Here is a 23,157-nt window from a genome sequence, read left to right on the forward strand (position 1 = left end):
GCCGACGCCGCGCACGGATCCGCGGCAGGTCGGCGCCCCGGCGACTACTACCCGGCCCGCGCGGTGATCGACCTGGGCGCGATCCGCTCCAACGTCGAGTCCCTCGCGGACCACGCCGGCTCGGCCCAGGTCATGGCCGTCGTCAAGGCCGACGCGTACGGCCACGGGCTGCTGCCGAGCGCCCGGGCGGCGCTCGCGGGCGGCGCGACGTGGCTGGGCACGGCCCAGGTCTCCGAGGCCCTCGCTCTGCGCGCGGCCGGCATCGGCCCGGAGCAGGCGCGCATCCTCACGTGGCTCTACGCCCCGGGGGCGCCGCTCCGGGCGCTCGTCGAGGCCGACGTGGACGTCTCGGTGGCCTCTCCGTGGGCGATCGAGGAGGCCGCCGCCGCGGCCCGTGCCGCCGGCCGACCGGCTCGCGTCCACCTCAAGGTCGACACGGGTCTGGGGCGCAACGGGATCCTGCCCGACCAGCTTCCCGCCGCGCTCGACGCCGCGCTGCGTGCCGAGGCCGAGGGCGTGCTGCGCGTGGTCGGGGTCTGGTCGCACTTCGCGTTCGCCGACGAGCCGGACCACCCCACGGTCCGTCGCCAGGCAGAGGTCTTCGACGAGGCGGTCCGCACGTCGGAGGCCGCCGGCGCCCGGTTCGAGGTGCGGCACCTCGCGAACTCCGCCGCGACGCTCACGAACCCGCGCGTGCACTACGACCTGGTGCGTCCCGGCCTCGCGGTCTACGGCCTGTCGCCCGTGCCGCAGCTCGGCTCGCCCGACCGCTACGGCCTGACCCCGGCCATGACGCTCGAGGCCGAGCTCGCGACCGTCAAGCACGTCCCGGAGGGGCAGGGCGTGTCGTACGCGCACGCCTACACGACGCCCGGGTCGACGATCCTCGGTGTGGTCCCCCTGGGCTATGCCGACGGCATCCCGCGGCACGCGTCGGGCGCGCTGCCCGAGCGGCCCGGGGGACCGGTGCTGGTCGGCGGCCCGATCGACGAGGCGGGCGGGATCGACGGCACGGGCCGCGTCCTGCACGTCGCGGGCCGCGTCTGCATGGACCAGTTCGTGCTGGACCTGGGCCCGTACGCCGCCGAGCAGGCGGGCGACGTGGTGACGCTGTTCGGCCCGGGAGCGGGGCTCGCGCGCGGCGGGGCACCGACCGCCGAGGACTGGGCGCAGGCCGCCGGGACCATCAGCTACGAGATCACGACGAGGCTGGGGGCACGCGTCCCGCGCGTCTACGTCGGCGGTCCGTCCGACGGCCCGACGGCGGAGCCCGCCCCGGGCGCTCCGGGAACCTCGGGCGGGACGGGCTCCCGCGGGCACGCCGGCCCCGCCGCACCCCACGACCACCGAGACCACGACCAGGAGTGGCTGTCATGACCGACCTGACCTTCGACCTGCCGGACGCGGACGCGACCCGCGCGTTCGGTCTCGCGCTGGCGCGCGAGCTGCGCGCGGGCGACCTCGTGATGCTCACGGGCGACCTGGGCGCGGGCAAGACGACCCTGACGCAGGGGATCGGCGCGGGACTGGGGATCCGTGGTCAGGTGGCGTCGCCGACGTTCATCATCGCCCGCGTCCACCCGCCGCTCGCGGACGGCCCGTACCTGGTCCACGTCGACGCCTACCGGCTCGGGTCGCTCGACGAGGTCGAGGCGCTGGACCTCGACGCGAGCCTCGACGAGTCGGTCACGGTCGTGGAGTGGGGGCAGGACCTCGTCGAGTCGCTCGCGGAGGACCGGCTCGAGATCACGATCGAGCGCCCGCGCGGCAACGCACCCACGGTCGGCGGCGCGGGCGACCGCGACGGCACGGGCGAGGCCGAGCAGCCTGCCGACGCCTCCGCCCCGGACGACCTCGAGTCACCCGAGGCGGGTGTCCGGCGCGTGACGGTGCGGGCGCTGGGCGACCGGTGGGCCGACTTCGACCGTGCCGCCTCCGCGCTGCGTGCGGCGGTCTCGTCGTCCGCGGCGGGCTCCGCAGCCGACCTGGGCGACGCCGGACCGGGCGCGCAGGACCTGGCCGCGAACCCGGCCGCGGAAAAGTAGGCTGGGACCGTGGCAGTTCTCGCGCTCGATACGTCAGCCGCCGTCGCGGTCGCCCTCGTCGGGGACGGCGGTGAACGGCTCGCTGTGCGCACGGCGGACGAGCGCCGTCGCCACGCCGAGACCCTGGCCCCGCTCGTCAGCGAGGTGCTCGCCGAGGCCGGCGTGGACCGTTCCGCGCTGACCGCGGTCGTCGCCGGCACGGGGCCGGCCCCGTTCACGGGGCTGCGCGTCGGGCTCGTGACGGCGCGGACGCTCGCGCTCGCACTCGGCATCCCCGCCCTCGGCGTCTCGGGGCTCGACGCGATCGCGGCGCAGGCCGTGAGCGACCTGGGCCTCACGCCGGGTGACGAGGTCCTCGCGACGGCTGACGCACGCCGCCGAGAGGTCTACTGGGCGCGCTACCGGGTGGTCGCGCACGAGGGGCCGCACGCGACGCCGGTCGTCGAGCTCGTCGCGGGCCCGGACGTGGGCCCGGCGGCGGGGCTGAGCGACCAGGCGGAGGGGGCCGTGGTCGTGGGGGAGGGCGCGGCGCTGTACCCCGAGCACCTGCCGCTCGCCGAGGACGCGCCCCTGGTGCCGGACGCGACGGTCATGGCCCGGCTCGCGATCGCGCGCCGGGACGCGGGCGTCGAGCAGCCCACCGAGCCGCTGTACCTGCGCCGTCCCGACGTGCAGGAGCCCGCGGCGCGCAAGCGCGCGACCGACGCGCCCCCGGCCCCGAGCCGGAAGGCGGCCGGGGCGTGAGCGCGCACGCGCACTACGAGGTCAAGCTGCGGCCGCTGCGCGCGGCGGACCTGCCGCGCGTCGTGCGCCTCGAGCAGGAGCTGTTCGGCCCGAGCGCCTGGACGTACGGCATGCTCGCCGACGAGCTGGGTGCCCTGGGCCGGTGGTACGTCGCTGCCGAGCCCGTCCGGATCTACGCCGCGGGCCCGCAGGAGCTCGTCGGGTACGCGGGGCTGTGGTTCGACGGCGAGGTCACGCAGATCATGACGATCGGCGTGGACCCGCGGTACCACCACCTGGGGATCGGGTCGGTGCTGCTGACGGCGTTGATCGACCGTTCGCGCCAGGTCGGGGCGAGCGCGGTCCTGCTCGAGGTCGCGGTCGACAACGACGCGGCGCTGGCCATGTACGGCAAGTTCGGGTTCGAGCAGCTCGGCATCCGCAAGCGGTACTACCAGCCCGAGGACGTGGACGCGTACACCATGCGCCTGGAGCTGACGGACGACTCCGCAGCCGAGGACGCCGTGGCCACCGGCCCCGCGGCCGGCACCCTGCCCCGCGAGCCGGGCGTCGCGTGAGCCCTCGCGACGCGGTGCTCGTCCCGGCGCGCGCGCTGCACGACGAGCTCGCAGCGGGCGGGGACGTGGTCCTGCTCGACGTGCGCTGGGCCCTGGGCGTGAGCGACGGGCACGAGCGGTACCTCGCGGGTCACCTGCCCGGCGCGGTGTTCGTGGACCTCGAGACCGAGCTCGCCGGGCCGCCGTCGCCCGCGCGTGGGCGGCACCCCCTGCCGGACCTCGCCGACCTCCAGGCGGCCGCGCGCCGCTGGGGAGTGCGCTCCGGCTCTCGCGTCGTCGCGTACGACGCGGTGGGGGCAACGTCAGCCGCGCGCGCCTGGTGGCTCCTGCGCTGGGCGGGGCTCACGGACGTCCGCCTGCTCGACGGCGGGATCGACGCCTGGACCGGCGCGGGCTTCCCCCTCGAGGCGGGAGAGGTCGTCCCGGTCCCGGGGGACGTCGTGCTGTCGCCGGGCGGGCTCCCCACGCTCACGCCCGACGACGCGGCGCACCTGGCGACGTCGGGCGGCGGGCTGCTGTTGGACGCCCGGGCGGGCGAGCGCTTCCGAGGGGAGGTCGAGCCCGTCGACCCGCGTGCGGGGCACGTGCCCGGCGCGGTGAGCGCGCCCACGACCGGCAACCTGGGGCCCGACGGGCACTTCCTCGACGAGACGGCGCTGCGCGAGCGGTTCGCGGCGCTCGGGGTGCGCTCCGACGGCGCGCAGCAGGTCGGGGTGTACTGCGGCTCGGGGGTCACGGCGGCGCACGAGGTCGCCGCCCTCGCGACGATCGGCGTCGATGCCGCGCTGTACGCGGGATCGTGGTCGCAGTGGTCGAACGACGAGACCCGCCCGGTGGCCACGGGGGCCTGACCGGACGGGTCTCGGGGTCGTGCTCGGCCGCGGGGAGACCGCGGCCGTGGGTGTCAGAGCGTCTGCGACGCCTGGTCGAACGTGAGGCGGGTCTGGCGCGGGTAGGTCGCGCCCTCGCCGGCCGGGGTGCCGACGTTGATGACGACGAGCGACTTCCAGCCGTTCTCGCCGAAGAACTCGGCGTCGATGCCCGCGGCGTCGAACCCGCCCATGGGACCGACGTGCAGACCGGCGGCCCGCAGGCCCACGATGAAGTAGCCGACCTGGATCAGCGCGGACGTGCGGGACATGCCCAGGCGCGTCTCCTCGCCGGCGGCCTCGAAGTTCTCCTTGGCGCCCTCCATGTGCGGGGCGAGGACCGGGAGGAACTCGTGGAAGTTGGGGTCGGCCGCGGCGACGATGGTCAGCGGCGCGGCCAGGGTCTTGGCCTTGTTGCCGTCGGCCATGTGCTCGACGAGGCGCGCACGGGCCTCGGGGTCGCGGACCACGAGGAGGCGCAGCGGCACGGTGTTCATGGCGGTCGGGCCCCAGCGGACCAGGTCGTAGGCGGCCTGGATCTTCTCGTCGGGCACTTCCTCGTCCTCGAACGCGTGCACGGTGCGGGCCTCGCGGAACAGGAGGTCGGCGGTCGAGGCGTCGATCTCGAGCAGGTCGTCGAAGGCGGCGTCGATGGGGGTGAAGGTCTCGGTGCTCATGCCTCGGTCAACAGTTGAAGGATCAATCACCCTTCCCGTCCGGGCGGTGACGTGCGACACATCCTGGTCGGACGCCCCGGTGGGCACCCGGCCGAGGCGGGGCCGGAGCACCAGGACGCGCCCCCGTGCTGCACGACGACCCCCACCGCGCGACTACGCTGGGAACCATGGTTTCTGGCGGTTCCTCTGACACCCTCGGCGCGCCCCTCGTCCTCGGGATCGAGTCGTCCTGCGACGAGACGGGCGTGGCACTCGTGCGCGGTCGCGAGCTCCTGGTCGACGCGGTCGCGAGCTCGATGGACGAGCACGCCCGCTACGGCGGCATCATCCCCGAGGTCGCCTCCCGCGCCCACCTCGAGGCCATGATCCCCACGATCCAGCGCGCGCTGGGCGAGGCCGACGTCGACCTGTCCGAGGTCGACGCGATCGCCGTCACGGCCGGCCCGGGCCTCGTGGGACCGCTCACGATCGGGGCCTCGGCCGCCAAGGCCCTGTCGATCGGTCTGAACAAGCCGCTCTACGGGGTCAACCACGTGATCGGTCACGCCGCGGTCGACGAGCTGGTCCACGGCGAGCTCCCCGAGCGCGTCATGGCTCTCGTGGTCTCGGGAGGGCACTCGTCGCTCCTGCTCGTCGACGACATCGCGACGGACGTGACCGAGCTCGGCTCGACGCTCGACGACGCCGCGGGCGAGGCCTTCGACAAGGTCGGCCGGCTCCTGGGCCTGCCCTACCCGGGCGGCCCGCACATCGACAGGCTCGCGCGCGAGGGCGACCCGACCGCGATCCGCTTCCCCCGCGGGCTCACGGCCCGCAAGGACCAGGACAAGCACGCCTACGACTTCTCGTTCTCGGGACTCAAGACCGCCGTGGCCCGGTGGGTCGAGGCGCGCACCGACAGCGGTCAGGAGATCCCCCTGGCCGACGTCGCCGCGTCCTTCGCGGAGGCCGTCGCCGACGTCCTCACGGCCAAGACCATCGCGGCCTGCCAGCGGCACGGCGTCGAGACCCTCGTGGTCGGCGGAGGGTTCAGCGCCAACTCGCAGCTGCGCGACATGGCTGCCGAGCGCTGCGCCGAGGCCGGGATCGACCTGCGCATCCCACCCATCCGCTACTGCACGGACAACGGCGCGATGATCGCCGCGCTCGGGTCCGCCGTCGTGCGGGCCGGCGTGGCGCCGTCGGGACTGGACATCCCCGTCGACTCCTCGATGCCGCTCACGACCGTCTCGGTCTGAGCCCGCGGGCAGCGCCCGCTCAGCGCCCGCTCAGCGCGCCGGGCGCAGCACGAACGTGAACTCGGTCGCGTCGGGCCCGACGTGGTGGCCGTCCTCGTCCTGGACCGCGACCGTCTCGAGGCCGGCCGCCGCGGCCAGCGCCCTGAACGCCTGCTGGGTGTACCAGTGCATCGTCCAGAGGCGCTCCTCGACCGTGCTCGCCCCGTCGACGACCCGCTCGTAGCGCAGCGCGCTGTGCTGGGTCCGCGCGTCCTCGTCGCGCTCCTCGGCCACGACCCCCACCCGCAGGAGGGCGCCGTCCTCGCGCGTCGTCTCGCGGAAGCTGCCGACCGCCTCCGGGGGTGTCGGGGACGGGACGAACAGCGGGACGAGCGCGGTGCCGTCGTCGGTCAGGTGCGACCGGATGCCGCGCAACGCGGCGAGGGCCGTGTCGTCGTCGGCCAGCAGGCAGAACGTCGGCCCCGCGAGGAAGATCGAGCGGTAGGTGTGCGGGAGGTCCAGGGACTCCATGCGCTGGTGGTGGAGCGTCACGTCGAGGCCCTGGACGGCCGCGAGGGTGCGGCACCGCTCGAGCATGTCCGCCGACGAGTCCACACCCTCGACGTCGAGGTCGAGCGCGCGCAGGACCAGCAGGGGGTCCCCGTCGCCGCAGCCCAGCTCGAGCGCGGGCTCGCCCGAGTCGAGCACGAAGCGCGCGTAGCGCTCGGGATCCTCGTAGCCGGACTTCAGGGGAGCGTAGAGCTCGGCGACGATACCCGTGTAGAAGTCCGCAGGATCCATGCGTCCCATGGTCTCAGCGAGGTCGAGACTTTATCGGGAACGCCGCGCGGAAGGGGCTCCGCCGCGGCGACCACGATCCCGGGCCACCTGGCGGCCTGACCACCCAGCGGCCTGCCGGGACGGTGGCACGAGAGCACGGGCGCGCGCCCCGCCGTCGGGCCGGTGGACGTCAGAGCGGGCGACCCGCCCGCATCTCCGCGACCAGCGCCCGCACCACCGCGTCCAGCTCGCCGCCGTTGCGGCGCGCCACGGCCCGCTGGCGCTGGTACGACGCGCCCCGGCGCAGGATGAGGCGCACGTCGTCGAGCTCGGCGAGGCACCCGAGGCGTGCCGCGACCGGCTCGAGCTCGACCAGCAGCTTGCTCACGGCCTCGGTCACGAGCTCCTCGTTGCCCGCCCGGTCGAGGATGATGATCGCGTCCATGCCGTAGCGCGCCGAGCGCCACTTGTTCTCCTGCGCGAACCACGCCGGGATCGTGGGGAGCTCCTTGCCCTGGTCGAGCAGCGTCGACAGGTGCTCGACCAGGCAGTGGTTGAGCGCGGCGAGCGCCAGGACCTCGGTCAGGTTGGTCGCGCCGTCGCAGATGCGCGTCTCGAGCGTCCCGAAGCGCGGCGAGGGGCGCAGGTCCCAGCGGACCTCGTCGAACTGGTCGATCACGCCCGTGTGCATCATGTCGCCGACGTAGCCCTCGAGCTGCTCCCACGTCTCGAACTGGAAACCCAGACCCGCGGTCGGGAGCTGCTGGAACATGAGCGCGCGGTTGGACGCGTAGCCCGTGTCCTTGCCGCCCCAGAACGGCGACGACGCCGAGAGCGACTGCAGGTGCGCGAAGTACCCGAGCATCGCGCGCGAGATGGGCAGGACCTTGGCGCGGTCCTCGATCCCGACGTGCACGTGCACGCCGTAGATGAGCATCTGCCGCCCCCACCACTGGGTGCGGTCGATGAGGGTCGCGTAGCGCTCCTTGTCGGTGACCTTCTGCTGGGCCCAGCGCGCGAACGGGTGCGTGCCCGCGCTCATGAGCTCGACGCGCAGCGGGTCCGTCAGGACGCGGATCTCCTCGATCGCGGCCTCGAGGTCACGGCCCGCGTCGCCGACCGTGCGGCACACGCCGCTCACGACCTCGACCGTGTTGAGGAGCAGCTCCTGGCGGATGTGCGGGTGCTGCGAGCCGTCGGTGGGCTCGACCGCGTCCAGGACCGTCTGCGCGACCTGGCGCAGGTCGCCCGAGTCCTTGTCGACGAGCGCGAGCTCCCACTCGATGCCGACGGACGAGCGCTCGGACCGGGCGAAGGGAAGGTGCACCGATCAGTCCTTCTCGGGAGACGTGGAGGAGTCCAGGATGCTCGTCCCGTCGGGCCGGGTCAACGGTTCGACGACCAGGACCTGCTGCGAGCCGCCGACCCGGGTCAGGACGACGGTGGCCTCCGCGGTGCCGCGCAGGTCGAGCTGCTTGCGGAGCTGCTCGGGCACCACGGCCGTGCCCCGCTTCTTGATGGTCAGGCGTCCGACGCCCCGCTCGCGCAGGTACGCCTTGAGCCTCTTGAGGCTGAACGGCATGACGTCCAGGACGCGGTACCCGGTCGCGAGATCAGCACTGTCGGCGCTGCCGACCGCCGCGCGCGGTGCGGGGTGGTCGGTCGTGACGTACGCGATGGTCCGGTCGAGGAGCCGCCCGCCGAGCTCGGCGGCGGCGTGGGCCACGAGCCCGGCGCGGATGATCGCGCCGTCGGGCTCGTACAGGTACTGCCCGACGGCGCCCACGTCCGGGGTGGGCTCGTCGTCGCCCTGGTCGTGGCGCAGGGTGCGGGACGCCGTGCGCCGGTTGCCGTCCTCGTCGGTCGTGGTGCGCAGCACGAGGGCCGTGCGCCCGGGCCCGTCGGGGGCGAGAGGGCCGAACCACAGCGCGGCCTCGACGACGTCCCCGTCGACCGAGACCCACTGGGTCTCGGCGTCGGTGGGCAGGCCCGCGTGCGGGATGCCGGGGCCGACCTTGATCCCGACGGCGGGGACGACCGAGCGCAGCGCCCACACGTCGTCGAGCGGGGGAGCGTACGAGCGCGGGTCGAAGATGCGCGTGCCCGAGCGCGTGCGGCGCGCGGGGTCGGCGAACACGCCGTCGACGCCCTCGGCGACCAGGTCGATGCTCAGGCCGTCGGCGTGGCGCACCTCGGCCTCGGGGAAGTGACGGAGGTTGACCGTCGCGATCGACGCCGTGACCTCGTCGATGTCCGTCGCGAGGACCTGCAGCCCCGTGCCGGCGAACGTCATGGAGTCGGCACCGATGCCGCACGTGAGGTCGGCCACCTTGGTCACCCCGGCCGCGTGGTAACGCTGGGCGTGGTGGGCCGCGACCACGAGGCGGGTCGCCTGCTCCAGGCCGTCCTGGGTGAAGAGCATGCCGTCCGCGAACGCGTCGAACTTGAGGTGGGCCTTGGCGCGCAGCCGCGACTGGGTGAGGGCGGCCGCGGCGAGCTCGGGGTCCACGCCCTTGGCCCGCAGCCCTGTCGCGAGCACCATGGCCTGGCTCTCGTCGTAGGGCGGGAGCGCGCTCAGGAGCGACCATCCCGCCGGGCTGAGCAGCTTGGTCAGTGCCGAGGCGTCCATGCGTCGATCTTTCCACGCCCGGCCGTCGTTGGCACTCGCCTTGACCGAGTGCTAATGCGGACCTAGATTGAGCGTAGGTCGTTCGCACCCTCGGGTGCGGGCGACGAGAGCGATACCCACCGGTCCGGCACCCGCGACGACGGACGGCAGGCAGCGCTCGACACCCCAACCGTTGCAGTTCTCACAGCGAAACGGAGGTCCGACGTGTCGGTCCCCATCAAGCCGCTCGAGGACCGGATCGTCGTGAAGGCCCTCGAGGCCGAGACCACGACCGCATCCGGCCTGGTCATCCCGGACACCGCCAAGGAGAAGCCCCAGGAGGGCGAGGTCCTGGCCGTTGGTCCGGGTCGTATCGACGACAACGGCAACCGCGTCCCCCTGGACGTCGTCGTCGGCGACAAGGTCATCTACAGCAAGTACGGCGGCACCGAGGTCAAGTACGGGGGCCAGGAGTACCTGGTGCTCTCCGCGCGCGACATCCTCGCCGTGGTCGTCGCCTGACCCTCTGGTCAGAGGCTGACGTCCAGCAGCTCTGCTGGTGACGAAGGGCCCCGCAACCGTCATGGTTGCGGGGCCCTTCGTCATGTCCGGCGCCGGCCGGATCTCGAGGTCGGCGCGGGCGCCGGGCGGGCGCTTGCGTGGGCTGTGCGCGGGTGGTGGGCCGTGCGCGGGTGGTGCGGACGTCGTGCTCGCGGTCCGGTGGACCTGTGCGACCGGACTGGTGCGACCGGACTGGTGCGACCGGACCGGTGCGGCGGGGAGGCTGCCCGGGCGGGCGCCGATCAGCCGGTCTTGGCGACCCCGGCCAGGATGGCGGCGCGCTCGTCCTCGCTGAGGCCGCCCCACACGCCGTAGGGCTCGCGCACCTTCAGGGACTGCTCGCGGCACTGCATCATGACCGGGCACGAGGCGCAGATCGCCTTGGCGGCCTCGGCCCGTCGTCGTCGGGTGGAGCCTCGCTCGCCCTCCGGGTGGAAGAACAGGGTGTCGTCCTGGTCGCGGCACGAGCCCTGGTACTGCCATTCCCACAGTTCCATGACCGGTCCGGGGAGCCTCGAGATCTCTGTCATGCAGGACAACCTACAAGCGTTGCAGAAGTTGTTCAAGTGGCTGACGGGTTCGAGTTTGTGAACCGGTTGCTGGCGGTCTGCATCGTTTTGCCCGCCTGCTGGCGCGAAGTGGCGGTTTCTGGCGGGTGGTTCATCGCGTCAGCGCATCACGGACTGAGACACGCCGCGCCCGAAGTGGCGAGCGGCTGACCCGATCGGCAGAATCGGGTGCATGAATTCACTCCGGTCCGCCCCGAACCCCGGCGGGCCCCGACGGAAGGCGACCGAGGCACCCGCTCTCGCCGTCGCGGCTGTCGCCAAGAGGCTGGGCGTCGCCCCGGCCACCCTCCGCACCTGGGACCGTCGGTACGGTCTCGGGCCCTCCGAGCACACCGCCGGCTCGCACCGGCGCTACACCGCCGACGACGTCGCGCGGCTCGTCATCATGCGCCGCCTGACCCTCGAGGGGGTCGCCCCGGTCGATGCCGCGCGCGCAGCCCTCGACGCCGACGAGTCGGACCTGGCCCTCGAGACAGAGGTCGAGGACGACGGCGCCGACGAGGTCGACGAGGGCGTCCCCGACCAGCCGGCGGCCGACCCCGGGCCCGCGGAGGAGAGCCCGGCAGCGGGAGTCCGCCTCCTGCGCTCGGTGCCGCGGGGCGCGGGCGACGAGCCCGCACCGCTGGGGGCGCCGCGCCCGACGAGCGTGTCCGACGTCGTCGACGCCGCGATCGCGTTCGACCAGAAGCGGTGCGACCAGCTCCTGCGGATCGCGCCCGGGACGGACCCCGGGCAGTGGTGGTCCACGCTCGTCGAGCCCGCGCTGCACCGGATCGCCGAGCGCACCTTCCTCGCGTCGCCGGGGGAGATGCCGGAGGTCGTGTTCAGCAACGCGACCCTGGCCGCGCTGCGCGAGTACACCCAGCACTCGGAGGAGGCGCTCGTCGCAGGCGGCGGCCCGCCCCCCAACCACCCGAGCCGGATGCGACGCATCGTCCTGATCTTCGCCGCTCCCGGTGAGCAGGTGCCGCTCGCGGCGCACGCCCTGGCGGCAGCCCTCGGCGCCCAGGGCGTCATGGCGCGCATCGTCACGGGCTCGGCCACCGCGCACCGTTCGCTCGAGCTCGTCACCATGGTCCGCCCCGCGGCCGTCGCCGTGGTGACCATGCAGCCCAAGCCGGTCCTCGACGTCGTGCACACGCTCCACGAGGCCAACCCGGACCTGCCGATCTTCGTGGGGCTCGCGAGCGACGAGGCCGCCGCCGGCCTGCCGTTCGCCTCGACCGTCCAGCGGGTGCGCAGCTTCCCCGGACTCCTCCACGAGGCCCTCGCCGTCGTACGGTGACGCGCGCCACGCCGGGGTTCCCGGCCGTCCCGAGGGCGGGACGGCCGGGAATACGCCAGGGGCGCTCAGCGTAGAATCTTGATGTGACCGACTCTCTCGCAGCCCCCGCACACGACCCCTTCGGCTTCACCGGACTGACGTACGACGACGTCCTCCTGCTACCGAACGAGACGGACGTCATCCCGAGCGAGGTCGACACGACCGCTCGCCTGACGCGTGAGATCACCATGTCCGCACCGCTGCTCTCCGCCGCGATGGACACCGTGACCGAGTCGCGCATGGCGATCGCGATGGCCCGCCAGGGCGGGATCGGCATCATCCACCGCAACCTGTCGATCGAGGCGCAGGCCAAGGAGGTCGACCTGGTCAAGCGCTCGGAGTCCGGGATGATCACCGACCCGGTCACGGTCGGCCCCGAGGCCACGCTCGCCGAGCTCGACGCGTTGTGCGGCCAGTACCGGGTGTCGGGTCTGCCGGTCGTCGAGCCCGACGGCAAGCTCGTCGGCATCATCACGAACAGGGACCTGCGGTTCGTCAACCCCGCGGACTTCGCCGAGCGGCGCGTGTTCGAGATCATGACGCCCATGCCTCTCGTGACGGCGCCGATCGGCATCGCGCGCGACGACGCCGCGGCGCTGCTCGCCAAGCACAAGATCGAGAAGCTGCCGCTCATCGACGCACAGGGCCGTCTGGGTGGTCTGATCACGGTCAAGGACTTCGTCAAGACCGAGCAGTACCCCGGCGCGACCAAGGACGCCGAGGGGCGCCTGCGTGTCGGTGCCGCGATCGGCTTCTTCGGTGACGCCTGGACGCGCGCGACCGCGCTCGCGGAGGCCGGGGTCGACGTCCTGGTCGCGGACACGGCCAACGGCCACGCCCGTCTTCTGCTCGACATGATCCGCAAGCTCAAGGCCGACCCGGCGTTCAAGGACGTGCAGGTCATCGGTGGCAACGTCGCGACCCGCGCGGGCGCGCAGGCGCTCGTCGACGCGGGCGCGGACGGCGTCAAGGTCGGCGTCGGGCCGGGCTCGATCTGCACCACGCGCGTCGTCGCGGGTGTCGGTGTCCCGCAGGTCACCGCGATCTACGAGGCCTCGCTCGCGTGCCGCCCGGCAGGGGTCCCGGTCATCGGCGACGGCGGGCTGCAGTACTCGGGTGACATCGCCAAGGCGCTCGTCGCGGGGGCGGACACGGTCATGCTCGGGTCGCTCCTCGCGGGCTGCGACGAGAGCCCCGGCGACCTCGTGTTCGTCAACGGCAAGCAGTACAAGCTCTACCGCGGCATGGGCTCGATCGGGGCCATGGCCTCGCGCGGCAAGAAGGCGTCCTACTCCAAGGACCGCTACTTCCAGGCCGACGTCGCGAGCGACGACAAGATCGTGCCCGAGGGCATCGAGGGCCAGGTGCCCTACCGTGGCCCGCTCGGCGCGGTCGCCCACCAGCTCGTCGGCGGCCTGCACCAGTCGATGTTCTACGTCGGCGCGCACACCATCCCCCAGCTCCAGGAGCGCGGGAAGTTCGTGCGCATCACGCCGGCAGGGCTCAAGGAGTCGCACCCGCACGACATCCAGATGACGGTCGAGGCGCCCAACTACACGGGACGCTGACGACCCACCCGCCCGGGCCCCACGGGCCGCGGTGGGCGGGGACGGCAGGACGGGCGGGGCCCCCCGGGGGGGGCCCCCCGGCCGGGCGGCCCCCCCGGGGGGGCCCCGCCCGTCCGTCGTGCGTGCGGGGCGGCTCAGTCGCGGAAGGTCTCGATCCGCGCGCCGAGCTCGATGAGCCGCTCCTGGAGCTGCTCGTAGCCGCGCGAGATGATGTCGACGTTGCGCAGCACCGAGGTGCCCTTGGCGGCGAGCATCGCGAGGAGGATCACGACGGCGGGGCGCAGCGCGGGCGGGCAGCTCACCTCGGCGCCGGACCAGCGGGTCGGGCCCGTGATGTCCAGGCGGTGCGAGTCGAGCAGCCGGACGTCGGCGCCGAGCCTGGTGAGGTCCGTCAGGTGGATGGCCCGGCCCTCGTACACCCAGTCGTGGATGAGCGTGTGACCGCTCGCGCACGCCGCGATCACGGCGAAGAACGGCAGGTTGTCGATGTTGAGCCCGGGGAACGGCATGGGGTGGATCTTGTCGATCGGGGCGTGCAGCTCGCTCGGGTGGACCGTCACGTCGACCAGCCGCGTCCGGCCGTTGAGGGCCAGGTACTCCGGGGTGAGCGAGTAGCGCAGGCCCATCTCGGAGAGGGTCGCGAGCTCGATCTCCATGAACTCGATCGGCACGCGCGCGACCGTGATCTCGGAGTTCGTGACGATGCCCGCGGTCAGCAGGCTCATGGCCTCGACGGGGTCCTCGGACACCGCGTACTCGACGTCGGCGTCGATGTCGGTGCGCCCGTGGATCCGCAGGGTCGTCGTGCCGATGCCCTCGATGCGGACGCCCAGCAGCTCCAGGTAGAAGCAGAGGTCCTGGACCATGTAGTTGGGGCTCGCGTTGCGGATCGTGGTCACGCCGTCGCGCGACGCGGCGGCCATGATCGCGTTCTCGGTCACCGTGTCGCCGCGCTCGGTGAGGACGACCCGCAGGTCTTCGGTGCCCGGCCCGGCGACGGTGGCCTCGTAGTTGCCGGAGGCCGCGGTCACGGACAGGCCGAACGGGCGCAGCGCGATCATGTGGGGTTCGACGGTCCGGGTGCCCAGGTCGCAGCCTCCGGCGTAGGGGAGCGAGAACTCGCTCTCGAGTCCCAGGAGCGGGCCGAGGAACATGATGATCGAGCGGGTCCGGCGGGCGGCGTCGACGTCGATCGAGGCGAGGTCGAGGTGCTCGGGGACGACGATCTCGAGGTCGCGGCCGTCGGGCGACCACGTGGCCTGGACGCCGATGCTGCGCAGGACGTCGACGATGCGGTCGACCTCGACGATGCGCGCGACGCGGCGCAGGGTGGTGCGCCCACGGTTGAGGAGCGAGGCGCACAGGAGGGCCACGGCCCCGTTCTTCGAGGAGTTGACCTCGATGCGTCCGGAGAGCTCGTGACCGCCGCTCACACGCAGGTGCGAGTGCTTGGGGGCGCCGAACGTGATGATCTCGGAGTCGAGGGCGGCGCTGATCCGGGCGAGCATGTCGAGGCTCACGTTCTGGGAACCCTGCTCGATCCGGTGGATCGCGCTCTGGCTCGTCCCGAGGCGTTCGGCGAGCTGGGCCTGGGTGAGGCCCTTGTTCTGACGCGCGCCGCGGATGAGCGCGGCGACCTGTGCGAGGTGCTGGGGTGCTTCGTCGACCATGGTCATGAGCCGACGATAACTCATGGATGAGATAAAGGCGCGACGATCCTGGGTCGCTGGGCGGGCTTCACGGGATCATCACGGGCGCCCCATATGTTCTATGAGTTCTCCGGTGGTCGACGCGGCCGCGCGGGGGGGTCGCCGCCGCGGCTCAGGAGGGCCAGGCGGTGCTGGCCCCGGCGCCCACGTACCCCTGGCCCGCGCGCCAGCTGTTGAAGTTCTCCGCCCAGGCCCGGTGGGCATGGATCTGCCGGCGGTGCAGCGCGTCCAGGTCCTGCGCGGCGATCTCCGGGAACGCGCGGGTCATGGCCTCGAGCACGTCGAGCGTCGCGAGCACGTCGACGTCCGCCGTGTGGAGGTTGCCGCTGTCGAGGACGCCGTAGTGCGCGCACAGGTCGCCGAGCTTGCGCTTGCCCTTGCGGAAGCGGTCCAGCGAGCGGTCGAGGACCAGCGGGTCGATCACGGGGGTGACCTCGCGGCCCAGGCGAGCAGCCAGGGTGGGGAGCGCGTGCCGCGCCAGCTCGGCGTCGAGCAGGGACAGGTCGAAGGCCGCGTTGAACGCGACGACCGGGACGCCGATCGCGAGGTCGGCGGCGATGAGCGCGGCGATCTCCTCGAGGGCCGGGCCAGGGGCCACGCCGTGCGCGACCGCGTGCTCGGTCGAGATGCCGTGGATCGCGGCGGCCTCCTCGGGGATGGGGACGCCGGGGTCGATGAGCCACGTCCGCACCTCCGTGCTCTCGCCCGGGACGCGCCGGACGAGGGCCGCCGTCACGATGCGGTCGTTCGTGACGTCGACCCCGGTGGTCTCGGTGTCGAAGCCCAGCAGGGGTCCGGTGGTCCAGCTCATCGTCGTGCTCCTCGCAGTCGTCCTGCGGGCCGGCCCGGCTGCGCTCGCCGTCCCCGACCCTCCTGGTCTCTGGCCGCGAGCATGCCAGCGGCCACTGACACGCCCGGGCGGTCGCCCGGAGGGTCTCCGGACGACCCGACCGCGCCCTGACCGCCCCCCGACCGTGCCCCCTCGGTGGCAGCGGGGACCGGGCCGGGTCCGTCGGCGGCCCGGGTGGACGCCGGGGGTCCATCCGGCGGCACGCGCGGGCGGACCCCACCCCGGGGCCGGTATCCTCGTCGGGTGAGCAACGAGATCGAGATCGGTCGTGGCAAGCGCGGACGGCGCGCCTTCTCCTTCGACGACATCGCCGTGGTCCCCTCCCGGCGTACGCGTGACCCGGAGGACGTGTCGGTGGGGTGGCAGATCGACGCCTACCACTTCGACCTGCCGATCCTGGCGGCCCCCATGGACTCCGTGATGAGCCCGGCGACGGCGGTGGCCCTGGGCAACGCGGGCGGCCTGGGGGTCCTCGACCTCGAGGGCCTGTGGACGCGCTACGCGGACCCGGAGCCGATCCTCGCGGAGATCGCGACGCTCGACTCCGCGAGCGCGACGCGCCGCATGCAGGAGGTGTACGCCGAGCCCGTCAAGGCCGAGCTGATCACCCAGCGCCTCAAGGAGGTCCGGGAGTCCGGCGTCACGGTCGCGGGCGCCCTGTCGCCGCAGCGCACCCAGGAGTTCTACAAGACGGTCGTCGACGCCGGGGTGGACCTGTTCGTCATCCGCGGCACCACGGTCTCCGCGGAGCACGTGTCGGGCAACGCCGAGCCGCTCAACCTCAAGCGCTTCATCTACGAGCTCGACGTCCCCGTGATCGTCGGCGGCGCCTCGACCTACACCGCGGCGCTGCACCTCATGCGCACGGGGGCGGCCGGTGTGCTCGTCGGGTTCGGTGGCGGCGCGGCGCACACGACGCGCGTGAGCCTCGGCATCCACGCGCCCATGGCGACCGCGGTCGCGGACGTGGCCGCTGCGCGTCGCGACTACCTGGACGAGTCGGGCGGCCGGTACGTGCACGTCATCGCCGACGGCGGCGTCGGGCGGTCGGGCGACCTGGTCAAGGCGGTCGCGTGCGGTGCGGACGCCGTGATGCTCGGTGCCGCGCTCGCGCGTGCGACCGAGGCGCCGGGCAAGGGCTGGCACTGGGGCTCCGAGGCGCACCACCCGCAGCTGCCGCGCGGCGAGCGCGTGAGCGTCGGGACGGCGGGCACGCTCGACGAGATCCTGTTCGGCCCGGGCCGTCAGGCCGACGGTACGCTCAACCTCGTGGGCGCGCTCAAGCGCGCCATGGCGACGACGGGCTACTCCGACCTCAAGGAGTTCCAGCGCGTCGAGGTCGTCGTCTCGCCGTACCAGCCGCGCTGATGGCTCCGGGGCGCATCCGTGACGGGGTCGGTCTGACGAACGCCCTCGCCGCGGGCGCGCCCGCGGCGCCCGCCGGGGACGCGGACGGTCCGCTGGTCGGGCCGTTGCGCGTCGGTGGCGTCGACTTCCGCGAGGTCGCTGACGACGACGTCGAGCAGGTCGTCGCGCTGTGGGACGCCTGCGGTCTGGTGCGCCCCTGGAACGACGCGCTGCGGGACGTGGCGGACGCGCGGAGCAACCCGACCTCGACGGTCCTCGTCGCGCACGGCGGGGGGGCCGAGGACGCGGACCCCGGGTCCGCGGTCGGCCCCGGGGCCGTGGTCGCGACCGTCCTGGCGGGCTTCGACGGGCACCGCGGCTGGATCTATTACCTCGCGGTCACGCCTGCCCTGCAGGGGACGGGCCTCGGCAGGGACGCGGTCGTGGCCGCGGAGGCATGGCTCGCGACGCAGGGGGTCCGCAAGGTGCGCCTCATGGTGCGCTCGACCAACACGCAGGTCCTCGGGTTCTACGAGCGGCTCGGGTACACCGACGCCGAGTGCACGGTCCTGGGGCGCGACCTCCCCTGAGACGCCGAGGGGGCCGTGCGTCAGATGGTCGACCAGCCGCCGTCCGACATGAGGAGCGCGCCGTTCACGTTGGCCGAGTCCTCGGACAGCAGCCACGTGATCGAGGCCGCGAGCTGCTCGGCGGTCGCGGGGGCGGGGACGGTCGCCTGCATGATCGGGCCGAGGCGCTTGGCGCCGAGCTCCGAGCGGAACGGGGCCTCGATGTTGGTGGCGACGGCGCCGGGGGCGACCGCGTTGACGCGCACGCCCGCCGGGCCGTAGAAGAGCGCGGTGCTCTTGGTGAGCCCCACGACCGCGTGCTTGGAGGTCGCGTAGGGCGTGCCGGAGGCGCCGGCGCGGATGCTGGCCTCGCTCGCGACGTTGACGATCCGGCCGTGGCCGGCCTCGACCATCGCGGGCAGGACGGCGCGCATGAGCTTCATGGGGGCCGTCACGTTGATCCGCATGACGCGCTCCCACAGGGCGTCGTCGATCTCGGCCGTGGGGACGAACGAGTCCATGATCCCGGCGTTGTTGACGAGGCCGGTGATGCGGCCCTCGCCGGCCTCGACGATGCGGGCGATCACGGCGTCGTCGGACACGTCGCCGACGACGGTCGTCAGCGGGGCGTCGCCGACCTCGGTGGCGAGCGCGTCGAGCCGGTCGCCGTCGAGGTCGCTCGCGATGACGCGGGCGCCCTCGGCGAGCAGCCGGGTCGCGGTCGCCTTGCCGATGCCGGAGCCTGCGCCGGTGACGACGACGGTGGCGCCGGAGAAGCGGTTCGGGATGGTCGACGTGGTCATGGTGGGTCCTTCCGCCGGGTGGGGGTGCCTGGATGTGGCTCCTGCTACCTTTCTAGCACCGAGTGCCATAAATATGGTGGACAGGAGATGTGATGTCGCAGACACCAGCGCGCCGGGGGCGTCCGGTCACGGTCGACCGCGTCGAGGTCGCCGCCACGGCCCTGCGCCTGTTCACCGAGCACGGGTTCGGGAACGTCACGATGGACGACGTCGCGAGCGCGTGCGGGGTCGCCCGGCGGACCCTCTTCCGGCTCTTCCCGTCCAAGGCCGCGATGGTCTGGGGCGGCTCGGGCGAGGCGCGCGACACGATCGCCGACGCCCTCGCGGCCGCCGGGCACGTGGACCTGCCCGAGGCCTTCGACGTGGTCCGCTCGGCGTTCGTCGCCTCGTCGACGTTCCCGGCCCCGGCGCTCGAGGTCACGCGCCAGCGCCTCCGGCTCATCGCGGCCGACGACGAGCTGCTCGCGTGGGGCACCGCACGCATCGGGACCTCGACAGCGCTCGTCGAGGCGTTCCTGACCCGTGCCCAGGGGACGGCGCGCCCCTCGCTGCACGTCCGGTCGTTCGCCGCGGCGTGCTCCGCGGCGAACTTCGCCGCACTCGTCTGGTGGGCCCAGGAAGCGCCCGACGACGACCCGGCCGGGGTCGTGGACGACGCGCTCTCGGCCCTGGTCGACGGCGCCCGGACCTGGGCCGTCCCCGGCTGAGGCCGCGGGGTCGCTGCCGGCCGGCGGCAGGTCCCGACGGCGCCGCCACCCCTGCCTGCCTGCGCGAGCGCCCGCCCCGGTGCACCGACGGGACCTTCCCAGGGGGATTGTGTGAAGGATGTTCTGCCCGGGGGTACCGCCGCGTAACCTGTCACGCATGGCAAGCGAAGCAACGGACGGCAGCCAGGGCGGCAGCGCCGCCATCGACGGCCTTCTCGACCCGGAGCACCCCTCCGCGACCTACGTCCTGGAGCCCGACGTCGTCGCTCCCCTCGTGGCCCGTGTCGTCACCTCCCACGCCGCGGGCGAGCACCGTTCGCTCCTGCCGTTCACGGGAGCGCCGCTCGCGGCGCTGCCGCTGTCCTCGGTCGAGGACGTCCGGTCGGCGGTCGAGCGCGCGCGCCGGGCGCAGCGCTCGTGGGCGCACACCACGGTCGCGGAGCGCTCCGCGGTGCTCCTGCGGTTCCACGACCTGGTCCTGGAACGGCAGGCCGAGGTCCTGGACCTGCTGCAGATGGAGACCGGCAAGTCGCGTCGCAGCGCGTTCGAGGAGGTCGGCGACGTCGCGCAGGTCACGCGGCACTACGGCGTGCGGGCCGCGCACTACCTGGCCGAGCGCCGCGTCCCGGGCATGCTCCCGGTCCTGACCCGGGCGAGCGTGCACCGCCGCCCGGTCGGCGTGGTCGGTGTGATCGCGCCCTGGAACTACCCGCTGACCCTGGTGCTCGCGGAGGCCCTGCCCGCCCTCGTCGCGGGCAACGGCGTGGTCGCCAAGCCGGACCCGCAGACCACCCTGACCGCGCTCTGGGCGGCCGAGCTCCTGGAGGAGGCGGGCCTGCCCGGGGACCTGTTCCTGGTCGTGGCGGGTGGCGGGGAGATCGGGTCGGCACTGACCGGGCTCGTCGACCACATCGCGTTCACCGGCTCGACCGCGACGGGCCGCAAGGTCGCCGCGCAGGCGGGGGAGCGGCTCATCGGGACCACGCTCGAGCTGGGCGGGAAGAACCCGCTGTACGTCGCGGCCGACGCCCACGTGCCGTCGGCGGCCCAGGGCGCGGTGCGTGCGTGCTTCTCCAACAGCGGCCAGCTCTGCGTGTCGGTCGAGCGCCTGATCCTGCACGAGGACATCGCCGAGGAGTTCCTCGACGCGTTCGTGCCCCTCGTGCGCGAGCTGCGGCTCGGCACCGCGCTCGACTACTCGGTGGACATGGGGTCCCTCACGTCGCAGGCGCAGCTCGACCGGGTGGTCGCACACGTGGACGACGCGCTGTCCCAGGGCGCCAGGGTGCTCGCGGGTGGTGTGCACCGGGCGGACATCGGCCCGTTCTTCTACGCGCCCACGGTCCTCGACCACGTGCCGCCCACCGCGGTGTGCGCACGGGAGGAGACGTTCGGTCCGGTCGTGACCGTGACCCGGGTACCGGACGACGCGGCGGCGATCCGCGCCATGAACGACTCCGAGTACGGGCTCAGCGCGAGCATCTGGACGCAGGACACGGCCCGGGGACGTCGCCTCGCGGCGCAGGTCGAGGCCGGCGCGGTCAACGTCAACGACGGGTACGCCTCGGCGTTCGGGTCGGTCGCCGCCCCGATGGGCGGGTTCAAGTCCTCGGGGCAGGGTCGTCGTCACGGGCGCGAGGGGATCGAGGCGCTCACCGAGGCCCAGACCGTCGTGGTCCAGCGCGGGGTCTCGCACGGTCTGAGCTTCGACACGCTCTACGCGCAGCCCGCCGACCGGGCCAGCCGCCTGCTCACGACGGCCTTCGGGATCATGAAGCGGCTGCGCCTGCCGTAGCGGGTGCGAGCCCGTGCCACCTCACGGGGCGAGCGACTCCAAGAGGTCCGTCACGGCGGACTCGGTCGCACCGAGGTGCACGGGCTCGCGACCGGACAGGGCGTCCCAGGCGGCCTTGAGCGAGGCCGGGACCTCACGGACCCGGTACGTCACGGCCTTGGCGGGCTCGACGCTCTGCGCCGACACCCCGACCCCCACGGCGTCGATCCCGGCCTGTGCGCACGAGAACAGCGCCCGGGGCAGGTGGTAGTCCTGCGTGAGGACCACGGCGTCGGTGACCCCGAAGACCTGACGGGCCCGGACGCACGTGTCGTGGGTGTCGAAGCCCGCGAAGTCGCGGACCACGCGCTCGGCCGGTACGCCGTGCGCGACGAGCCAGTCGAGCATGGCGGTCGGCTCGTCGTAGTCCTCGCGCGAGTTGTCGCCGCTCACCAGGATCACCTCGACCGTCCCGCGCTCGTACAGCTCACGGGCGGCGTCGAGGCGCCGCGTCAGGTAGGTGGACGGCGTCCCGTCGGGGCGCAGACCCGCCCCGAGGACCAGGGCGACCGGTCGCGCGGGGACGTCCTCGACGCCCGGGTGCACGCGGAGCCGTCCGCCGACCTGGACCCAGGCGAGCGGTGCCACGAGGACGAGGACGAGCGCGACCGCGCCGACGAGCAGCGTCCGGCGCCGTCCGCCCCGACCGGCGCGGGCCCGCCGCCGGCCAGCTGGTCGGCCTGCGGGCGGCGTGACCGCCTGGTCCCCGACGGACGTCGCGCTCGGCCGGCCCGTCCCGTCGACGGGCTCCGGGGGAGTGGCCCGGCTGATCCCCTGCTCGCTCATGCGCGTGAGCCTAGCGGCGCGCGTGGTCCTCGGAGGCCGGGTCCGGTGCGGTGAGACCGGCGAGCTCGGCCCGCAGGTTCTCCTCGGCACGAGCCTGCCAGCGTTCGCGCCCCACAGGCGTGCGGAACAGCGAGGGGAGCGCGAGGAGCTGCTCGAGCACCGCGGCCCGCCCGGCCCGGAACTGCTCGTCGGGCACGTGCGCGTACTCGGCGCGGACCTGCCGCACGTAGCGGGCGTAGCGGTCCGGCGTGCTGCCGAGGATCGCGAGGTCGGCGTCGCACACGAGGGCGCCCGCCGCGTCGTCGGGCGCCGGGTCGTGCGTGGCCGTGAGGCGCACGAGCCGCGCGACCTCCGCGACGTCGTCGGGCGTCAGCCGCGGCCCGGAGCGCGACGGTCCCGGGGTGGGCGGCGGCGTCGGGCCCGGGACGAGCGGGGACAGCCGCGCGACCGCGAGCAGCGCCGACCCCTCCTCGTCCTGGCCCGCGACGCCCTCGTGGACCGCGTCGTGGAACCACAGGGCGAGCTGCGCGCGCAGCGACGTGCCCGACGGCGGAGCCTCGCCCGGGGAGGGCACGCCCGGCGGGCGGTCCTCCAGGACCGCGAGGGAGTCGAGCACGTGCACCAGGTGCGCGGGCCCGTGGTAGACCCGGTGCGGCTCGTGCCAGCGCTCGACGAGCTCCTCGCCCACCTCGCGCGCGCCGGGGACGCCCGGCAGCAGCGCGCCCCACCGGTCGAGGAGGGCGGCCGCCTTGGCCGCACCACGCTCGTGCGCCGGGACGCGCAGCCCCGAGGCGCGCAGGCGCCGGATCAGGTCCCGCCCCGAGACGTCCTGCGCACCCGCCGCCACGCAGTCCGCGTGGCGCTCGGACGGGACGTCGTAGTGGTCGAGGTCGAACGCGCGCCGCCCCAGCCCCAGCCGCGCGGCGAACTCGTGCAGCTCCTCGATCGAGGAGTCCGAGACGAGGTGGGACCAGAGCGTCCCGTGGGCAGGCCACGTGGGCGGGTCGATGAGAAGAGCCACGCCTCGACCCTA

At 73.8% G+C, this 23,157-nt stretch carries 23 protein-coding genes; 13 read left to right on the top strand and 10 right to left on the bottom strand.

The window, feature by feature from the left end; all coding sequences use genetic code 11:
* Nucleotides 1-63 precede the first annotated feature (63 nt).
* Genes alr through H9623_RS03630 form a run of 5 tightly spaced genes read left to right on the top strand, consistent with a single transcriptional unit; the run spans nt 64 to nt 4,197 of the window.
* Nucleotides 64-1,377 (top strand): alanine racemase, encoded by a 1,314-nt coding sequence (gene alr, locus H9623_RS03610; protein ID WP_321575275.1) that lies wholly within the window; start codon nt 64-66, stop codon nt 1,375-1,377.
* Nucleotides 1,374-2,045 carry a tRNA (adenosine(37)-N6)-threonylcarbamoyltransferase complex ATPase subunit type 1 TsaE gene (tsaE, locus tag H9623_RS03615; RefSeq protein WP_193718699.1) on the top strand — a complete coding sequence of 224 codons (672 nt, stop codon included), beginning with the start codon at nt 1,374-1,376 and terminating at the stop codon, nt 2,043-2,045. Before alr ends, tsaE begins: the two co-directional genes overlap by 4 nt.
* 9 nt (nt 2,046-2,054) lie before the next feature.
* A complete protein-coding gene (tsaB, locus tag H9623_RS03620; protein ID WP_193718700.1) occupies nt 2,055-2,789 on the top strand; it encodes a tRNA (adenosine(37)-N6)-threonylcarbamoyltransferase complex dimerization subunit type 1 TsaB in 735 nt (244 codons plus the stop codon).
* Nucleotides 2,786-3,346, top strand: a complete 561-nt coding sequence (gene rimI, locus H9623_RS03625) for a ribosomal protein S18-alanine N-acetyltransferase (protein ID WP_193718701.1) — start codon at nt 2,786-2,788, stop codon at nt 3,344-3,346. Before tsaB ends, rimI begins: the two co-directional genes overlap by 4 nt.
* A complete protein-coding gene (locus tag H9623_RS03630; protein ID WP_193718702.1) occupies nt 3,343-4,197 on the top strand; it encodes a sulfurtransferase in 855 nt (284 codons plus the stop codon). Before rimI ends, H9623_RS03630 begins: the two co-directional genes overlap by 4 nt.
* 53 nt (nt 4,198-4,250) lie before the next feature.
* Here the strand turns inward: H9623_RS03630 and H9623_RS03635 are convergent, their stop codons facing one another.
* The gene (locus tag H9623_RS03635; RefSeq protein WP_193718703.1) at nt 4,251-4,892 is read right to left on the bottom strand and encodes a malonic semialdehyde reductase; all 642 of its coding nucleotides are present in this window, start codon (nt 4,890-4,892) and stop codon (nt 4,251-4,253) included.
* Nucleotides 4,893-5,059: 167 nt separating this feature from the next.
* Between H9623_RS03635 and tsaD the strand changes: the two genes are divergently transcribed.
* Nucleotides 5,060-6,130, top strand: a complete 1,071-nt coding sequence (tsaD, locus tag H9623_RS03640; protein ID WP_193718704.1) for a tRNA (adenosine(37)-N6)-threonylcarbamoyltransferase complex transferase subunit TsaD — start codon at nt 5,060-5,062, stop codon at nt 6,128-6,130.
* A gap of 30 nt (nt 6,131-6,160) precedes the next feature.
* Here tsaD and H9623_RS03645 read toward each other — a convergent pair whose 3' ends face one another.
* From H9623_RS03645 to H9623_RS03655, 3 genes are all read right to left on the bottom strand, one after another.
* Nucleotides 6,161-6,910 (bottom strand): class I SAM-dependent methyltransferase, encoded by a 750-nt coding sequence (locus H9623_RS03645; protein WP_193718705.1) that lies wholly within the window; start codon nt 6,908-6,910, stop codon nt 6,161-6,163.
* 169 nt (nt 6,911-7,079) lie between these two features.
* Complete coding sequence (locus tag H9623_RS03650; protein WP_193718706.1) at nt 7,080-8,216, bottom strand: glutamate--cysteine ligase; 1,137 nt, start codon at nt 8,214-8,216, stop codon at nt 7,080-7,082.
* Nucleotides 8,217-8,219: 3 nt separating this feature from the next.
* The gene (locus H9623_RS03655; protein WP_193718707.1) at nt 8,220-9,518 is read right to left on the bottom strand and encodes a class I SAM-dependent methyltransferase; all 1,299 of its coding nucleotides are present in this window, start codon (nt 9,516-9,518) and stop codon (nt 8,220-8,222) included.
* 204 nt (nt 9,519-9,722) lie between these two features.
* Here H9623_RS03655 and groES point away from each other — a divergent pair, with 204 nt between their 5' ends.
* On the top strand, nt 9,723-10,019 hold the full coding sequence (gene groES / locus H9623_RS03660; RefSeq protein WP_056653879.1) for a co-chaperone GroES: 297 nt from the start codon (nt 9,723-9,725) through the stop codon (nt 10,017-10,019).
* A 281-nt stretch (nt 10,020-10,300) separates the two neighbouring features.
* Here the strand turns inward: groES and H9623_RS03665 are convergent, their stop codons facing one another.
* On the bottom strand, nt 10,301-10,588 hold the full coding sequence (locus tag H9623_RS03665; protein WP_030151886.1) for a WhiB family transcriptional regulator: 288 nt from the start codon (nt 10,586-10,588) through the stop codon (nt 10,301-10,303).
* Nucleotides 10,589-10,799: 211 nt separating this feature from the next.
* Between H9623_RS03665 and H9623_RS03670 the strand changes: the two genes are divergently transcribed.
* Together H9623_RS03670 and guaB are read left to right on the top strand one after the other, a co-directional pair.
* Nucleotides 10,800-11,912 carry a MerR family transcriptional regulator gene (locus H9623_RS03670; RefSeq protein WP_193718708.1) on the top strand — a complete coding sequence of 371 codons (1,113 nt, stop codon included), beginning with the start codon at nt 10,800-10,802 and terminating at the stop codon, nt 11,910-11,912.
* Between the two features lie 83 nt (nt 11,913-11,995).
* Nucleotides 11,996-13,519, top strand: coding sequence for an IMP dehydrogenase (guaB, locus tag H9623_RS03675; protein WP_193718709.1), 1,524 nt, complete (start codon nt 11,996-11,998; stop codon nt 13,517-13,519).
* A 134-nt stretch (nt 13,520-13,653) separates the two neighbouring features.
* On the opposite strand, the gene H9623_RS03680 is transcribed toward guaB, so the two are convergent.
* Together H9623_RS03680 and H9623_RS03685 are read right to left on the bottom strand one after the other, a co-directional pair.
* On the bottom strand, nt 13,654-15,195 hold the full coding sequence (locus tag H9623_RS03680) for a UDP-N-acetylglucosamine 1-carboxyvinyltransferase (protein ID WP_227748104.1): 1,542 nt from the start codon (nt 15,193-15,195) through the stop codon (nt 13,654-13,656).
* A gap of 145 nt (nt 15,196-15,340) precedes the next feature.
* Nucleotides 15,341-16,039, bottom strand: a complete 699-nt coding sequence (locus tag H9623_RS03685) for an exonuclease domain-containing protein (RefSeq protein ID WP_193718710.1) — start codon at nt 16,037-16,039, stop codon at nt 15,341-15,343.
* Nucleotides 16,040-16,321: 282 nt separating this feature from the next.
* Between H9623_RS03685 and H9623_RS03690 the strand changes: the two genes are divergently transcribed.
* Both H9623_RS03690 and H9623_RS03695 read left to right on the top strand, forming a co-directional pair.
* On the top strand, nt 16,322-17,446 hold the full coding sequence (locus tag H9623_RS03690) for a GuaB3 family IMP dehydrogenase-related protein (RefSeq protein WP_193718711.1): 1,125 nt from the start codon (nt 16,322-16,324) through the stop codon (nt 17,444-17,446).
* The gene (locus H9623_RS03695) at nt 17,446-18,015 is read left to right on the top strand and encodes a GNAT family acetyltransferase (protein ID WP_193718712.1); all 570 of its coding nucleotides are present in this window, start codon (nt 17,446-17,448) and stop codon (nt 18,013-18,015) included. Before H9623_RS03690 ends, H9623_RS03695 begins: the two co-directional genes overlap by 1 nt.
* 20 nt (nt 18,016-18,035) lie before the next feature.
* On the opposite strand, the gene H9623_RS03700 is transcribed toward H9623_RS03695, so the two are convergent.
* Entirely contained in the window at nt 18,036-18,797 is a 762-nt protein-coding gene (locus tag H9623_RS03700; RefSeq protein WP_193718713.1) for an SDR family NAD(P)-dependent oxidoreductase, read from the bottom strand.
* A 92-nt stretch (nt 18,798-18,889) separates the two neighbouring features.
* Between H9623_RS03700 and H9623_RS03705 the strand changes: the two genes are divergently transcribed.
* Together H9623_RS03705 and H9623_RS03710 are read left to right on the top strand one after the other, a co-directional pair.
* On the top strand, nt 18,890-19,504 hold the full coding sequence (locus tag H9623_RS03705; RefSeq protein ID WP_193718714.1) for a TetR family transcriptional regulator: 615 nt from the start codon (nt 18,890-18,892) through the stop codon (nt 19,502-19,504).
* 157 nt (nt 19,505-19,661) lie between these two features.
* Nucleotides 19,662-21,299, top strand: coding sequence for a succinic semialdehyde dehydrogenase (locus H9623_RS03710; protein WP_193718715.1), 1,638 nt, complete (start codon nt 19,662-19,664; stop codon nt 21,297-21,299).
* Between the two features lie 21 nt (nt 21,300-21,320).
* On the opposite strand, the gene H9623_RS03715 is transcribed toward H9623_RS03710, so the two are convergent.
* The gene (locus H9623_RS03715) at nt 21,321-22,124 is read right to left on the bottom strand and encodes a SanA/YdcF family protein (RefSeq protein ID WP_193718716.1); all 804 of its coding nucleotides are present in this window, start codon (nt 22,122-22,124) and stop codon (nt 21,321-21,323) included.
* A 10-nt stretch (nt 22,125-22,134) separates the two neighbouring features.
* Entirely contained in the window at nt 22,135-23,145 is a 1,011-nt protein-coding gene (locus H9623_RS03720; RefSeq protein WP_193718717.1) for a DUF4031 domain-containing protein, read from the bottom strand.
* Between the last annotated feature and the right edge of the window lie 12 nt (nt 23,146-23,157).

It is taken from the genome of Oerskovia douganii (assembly GCF_015142735.1).
Taxonomy (GTDB): domain Bacteria; phylum Actinomycetota; class Actinomycetes; order Actinomycetales; family Cellulomonadaceae; genus Oerskovia; species Oerskovia douganii.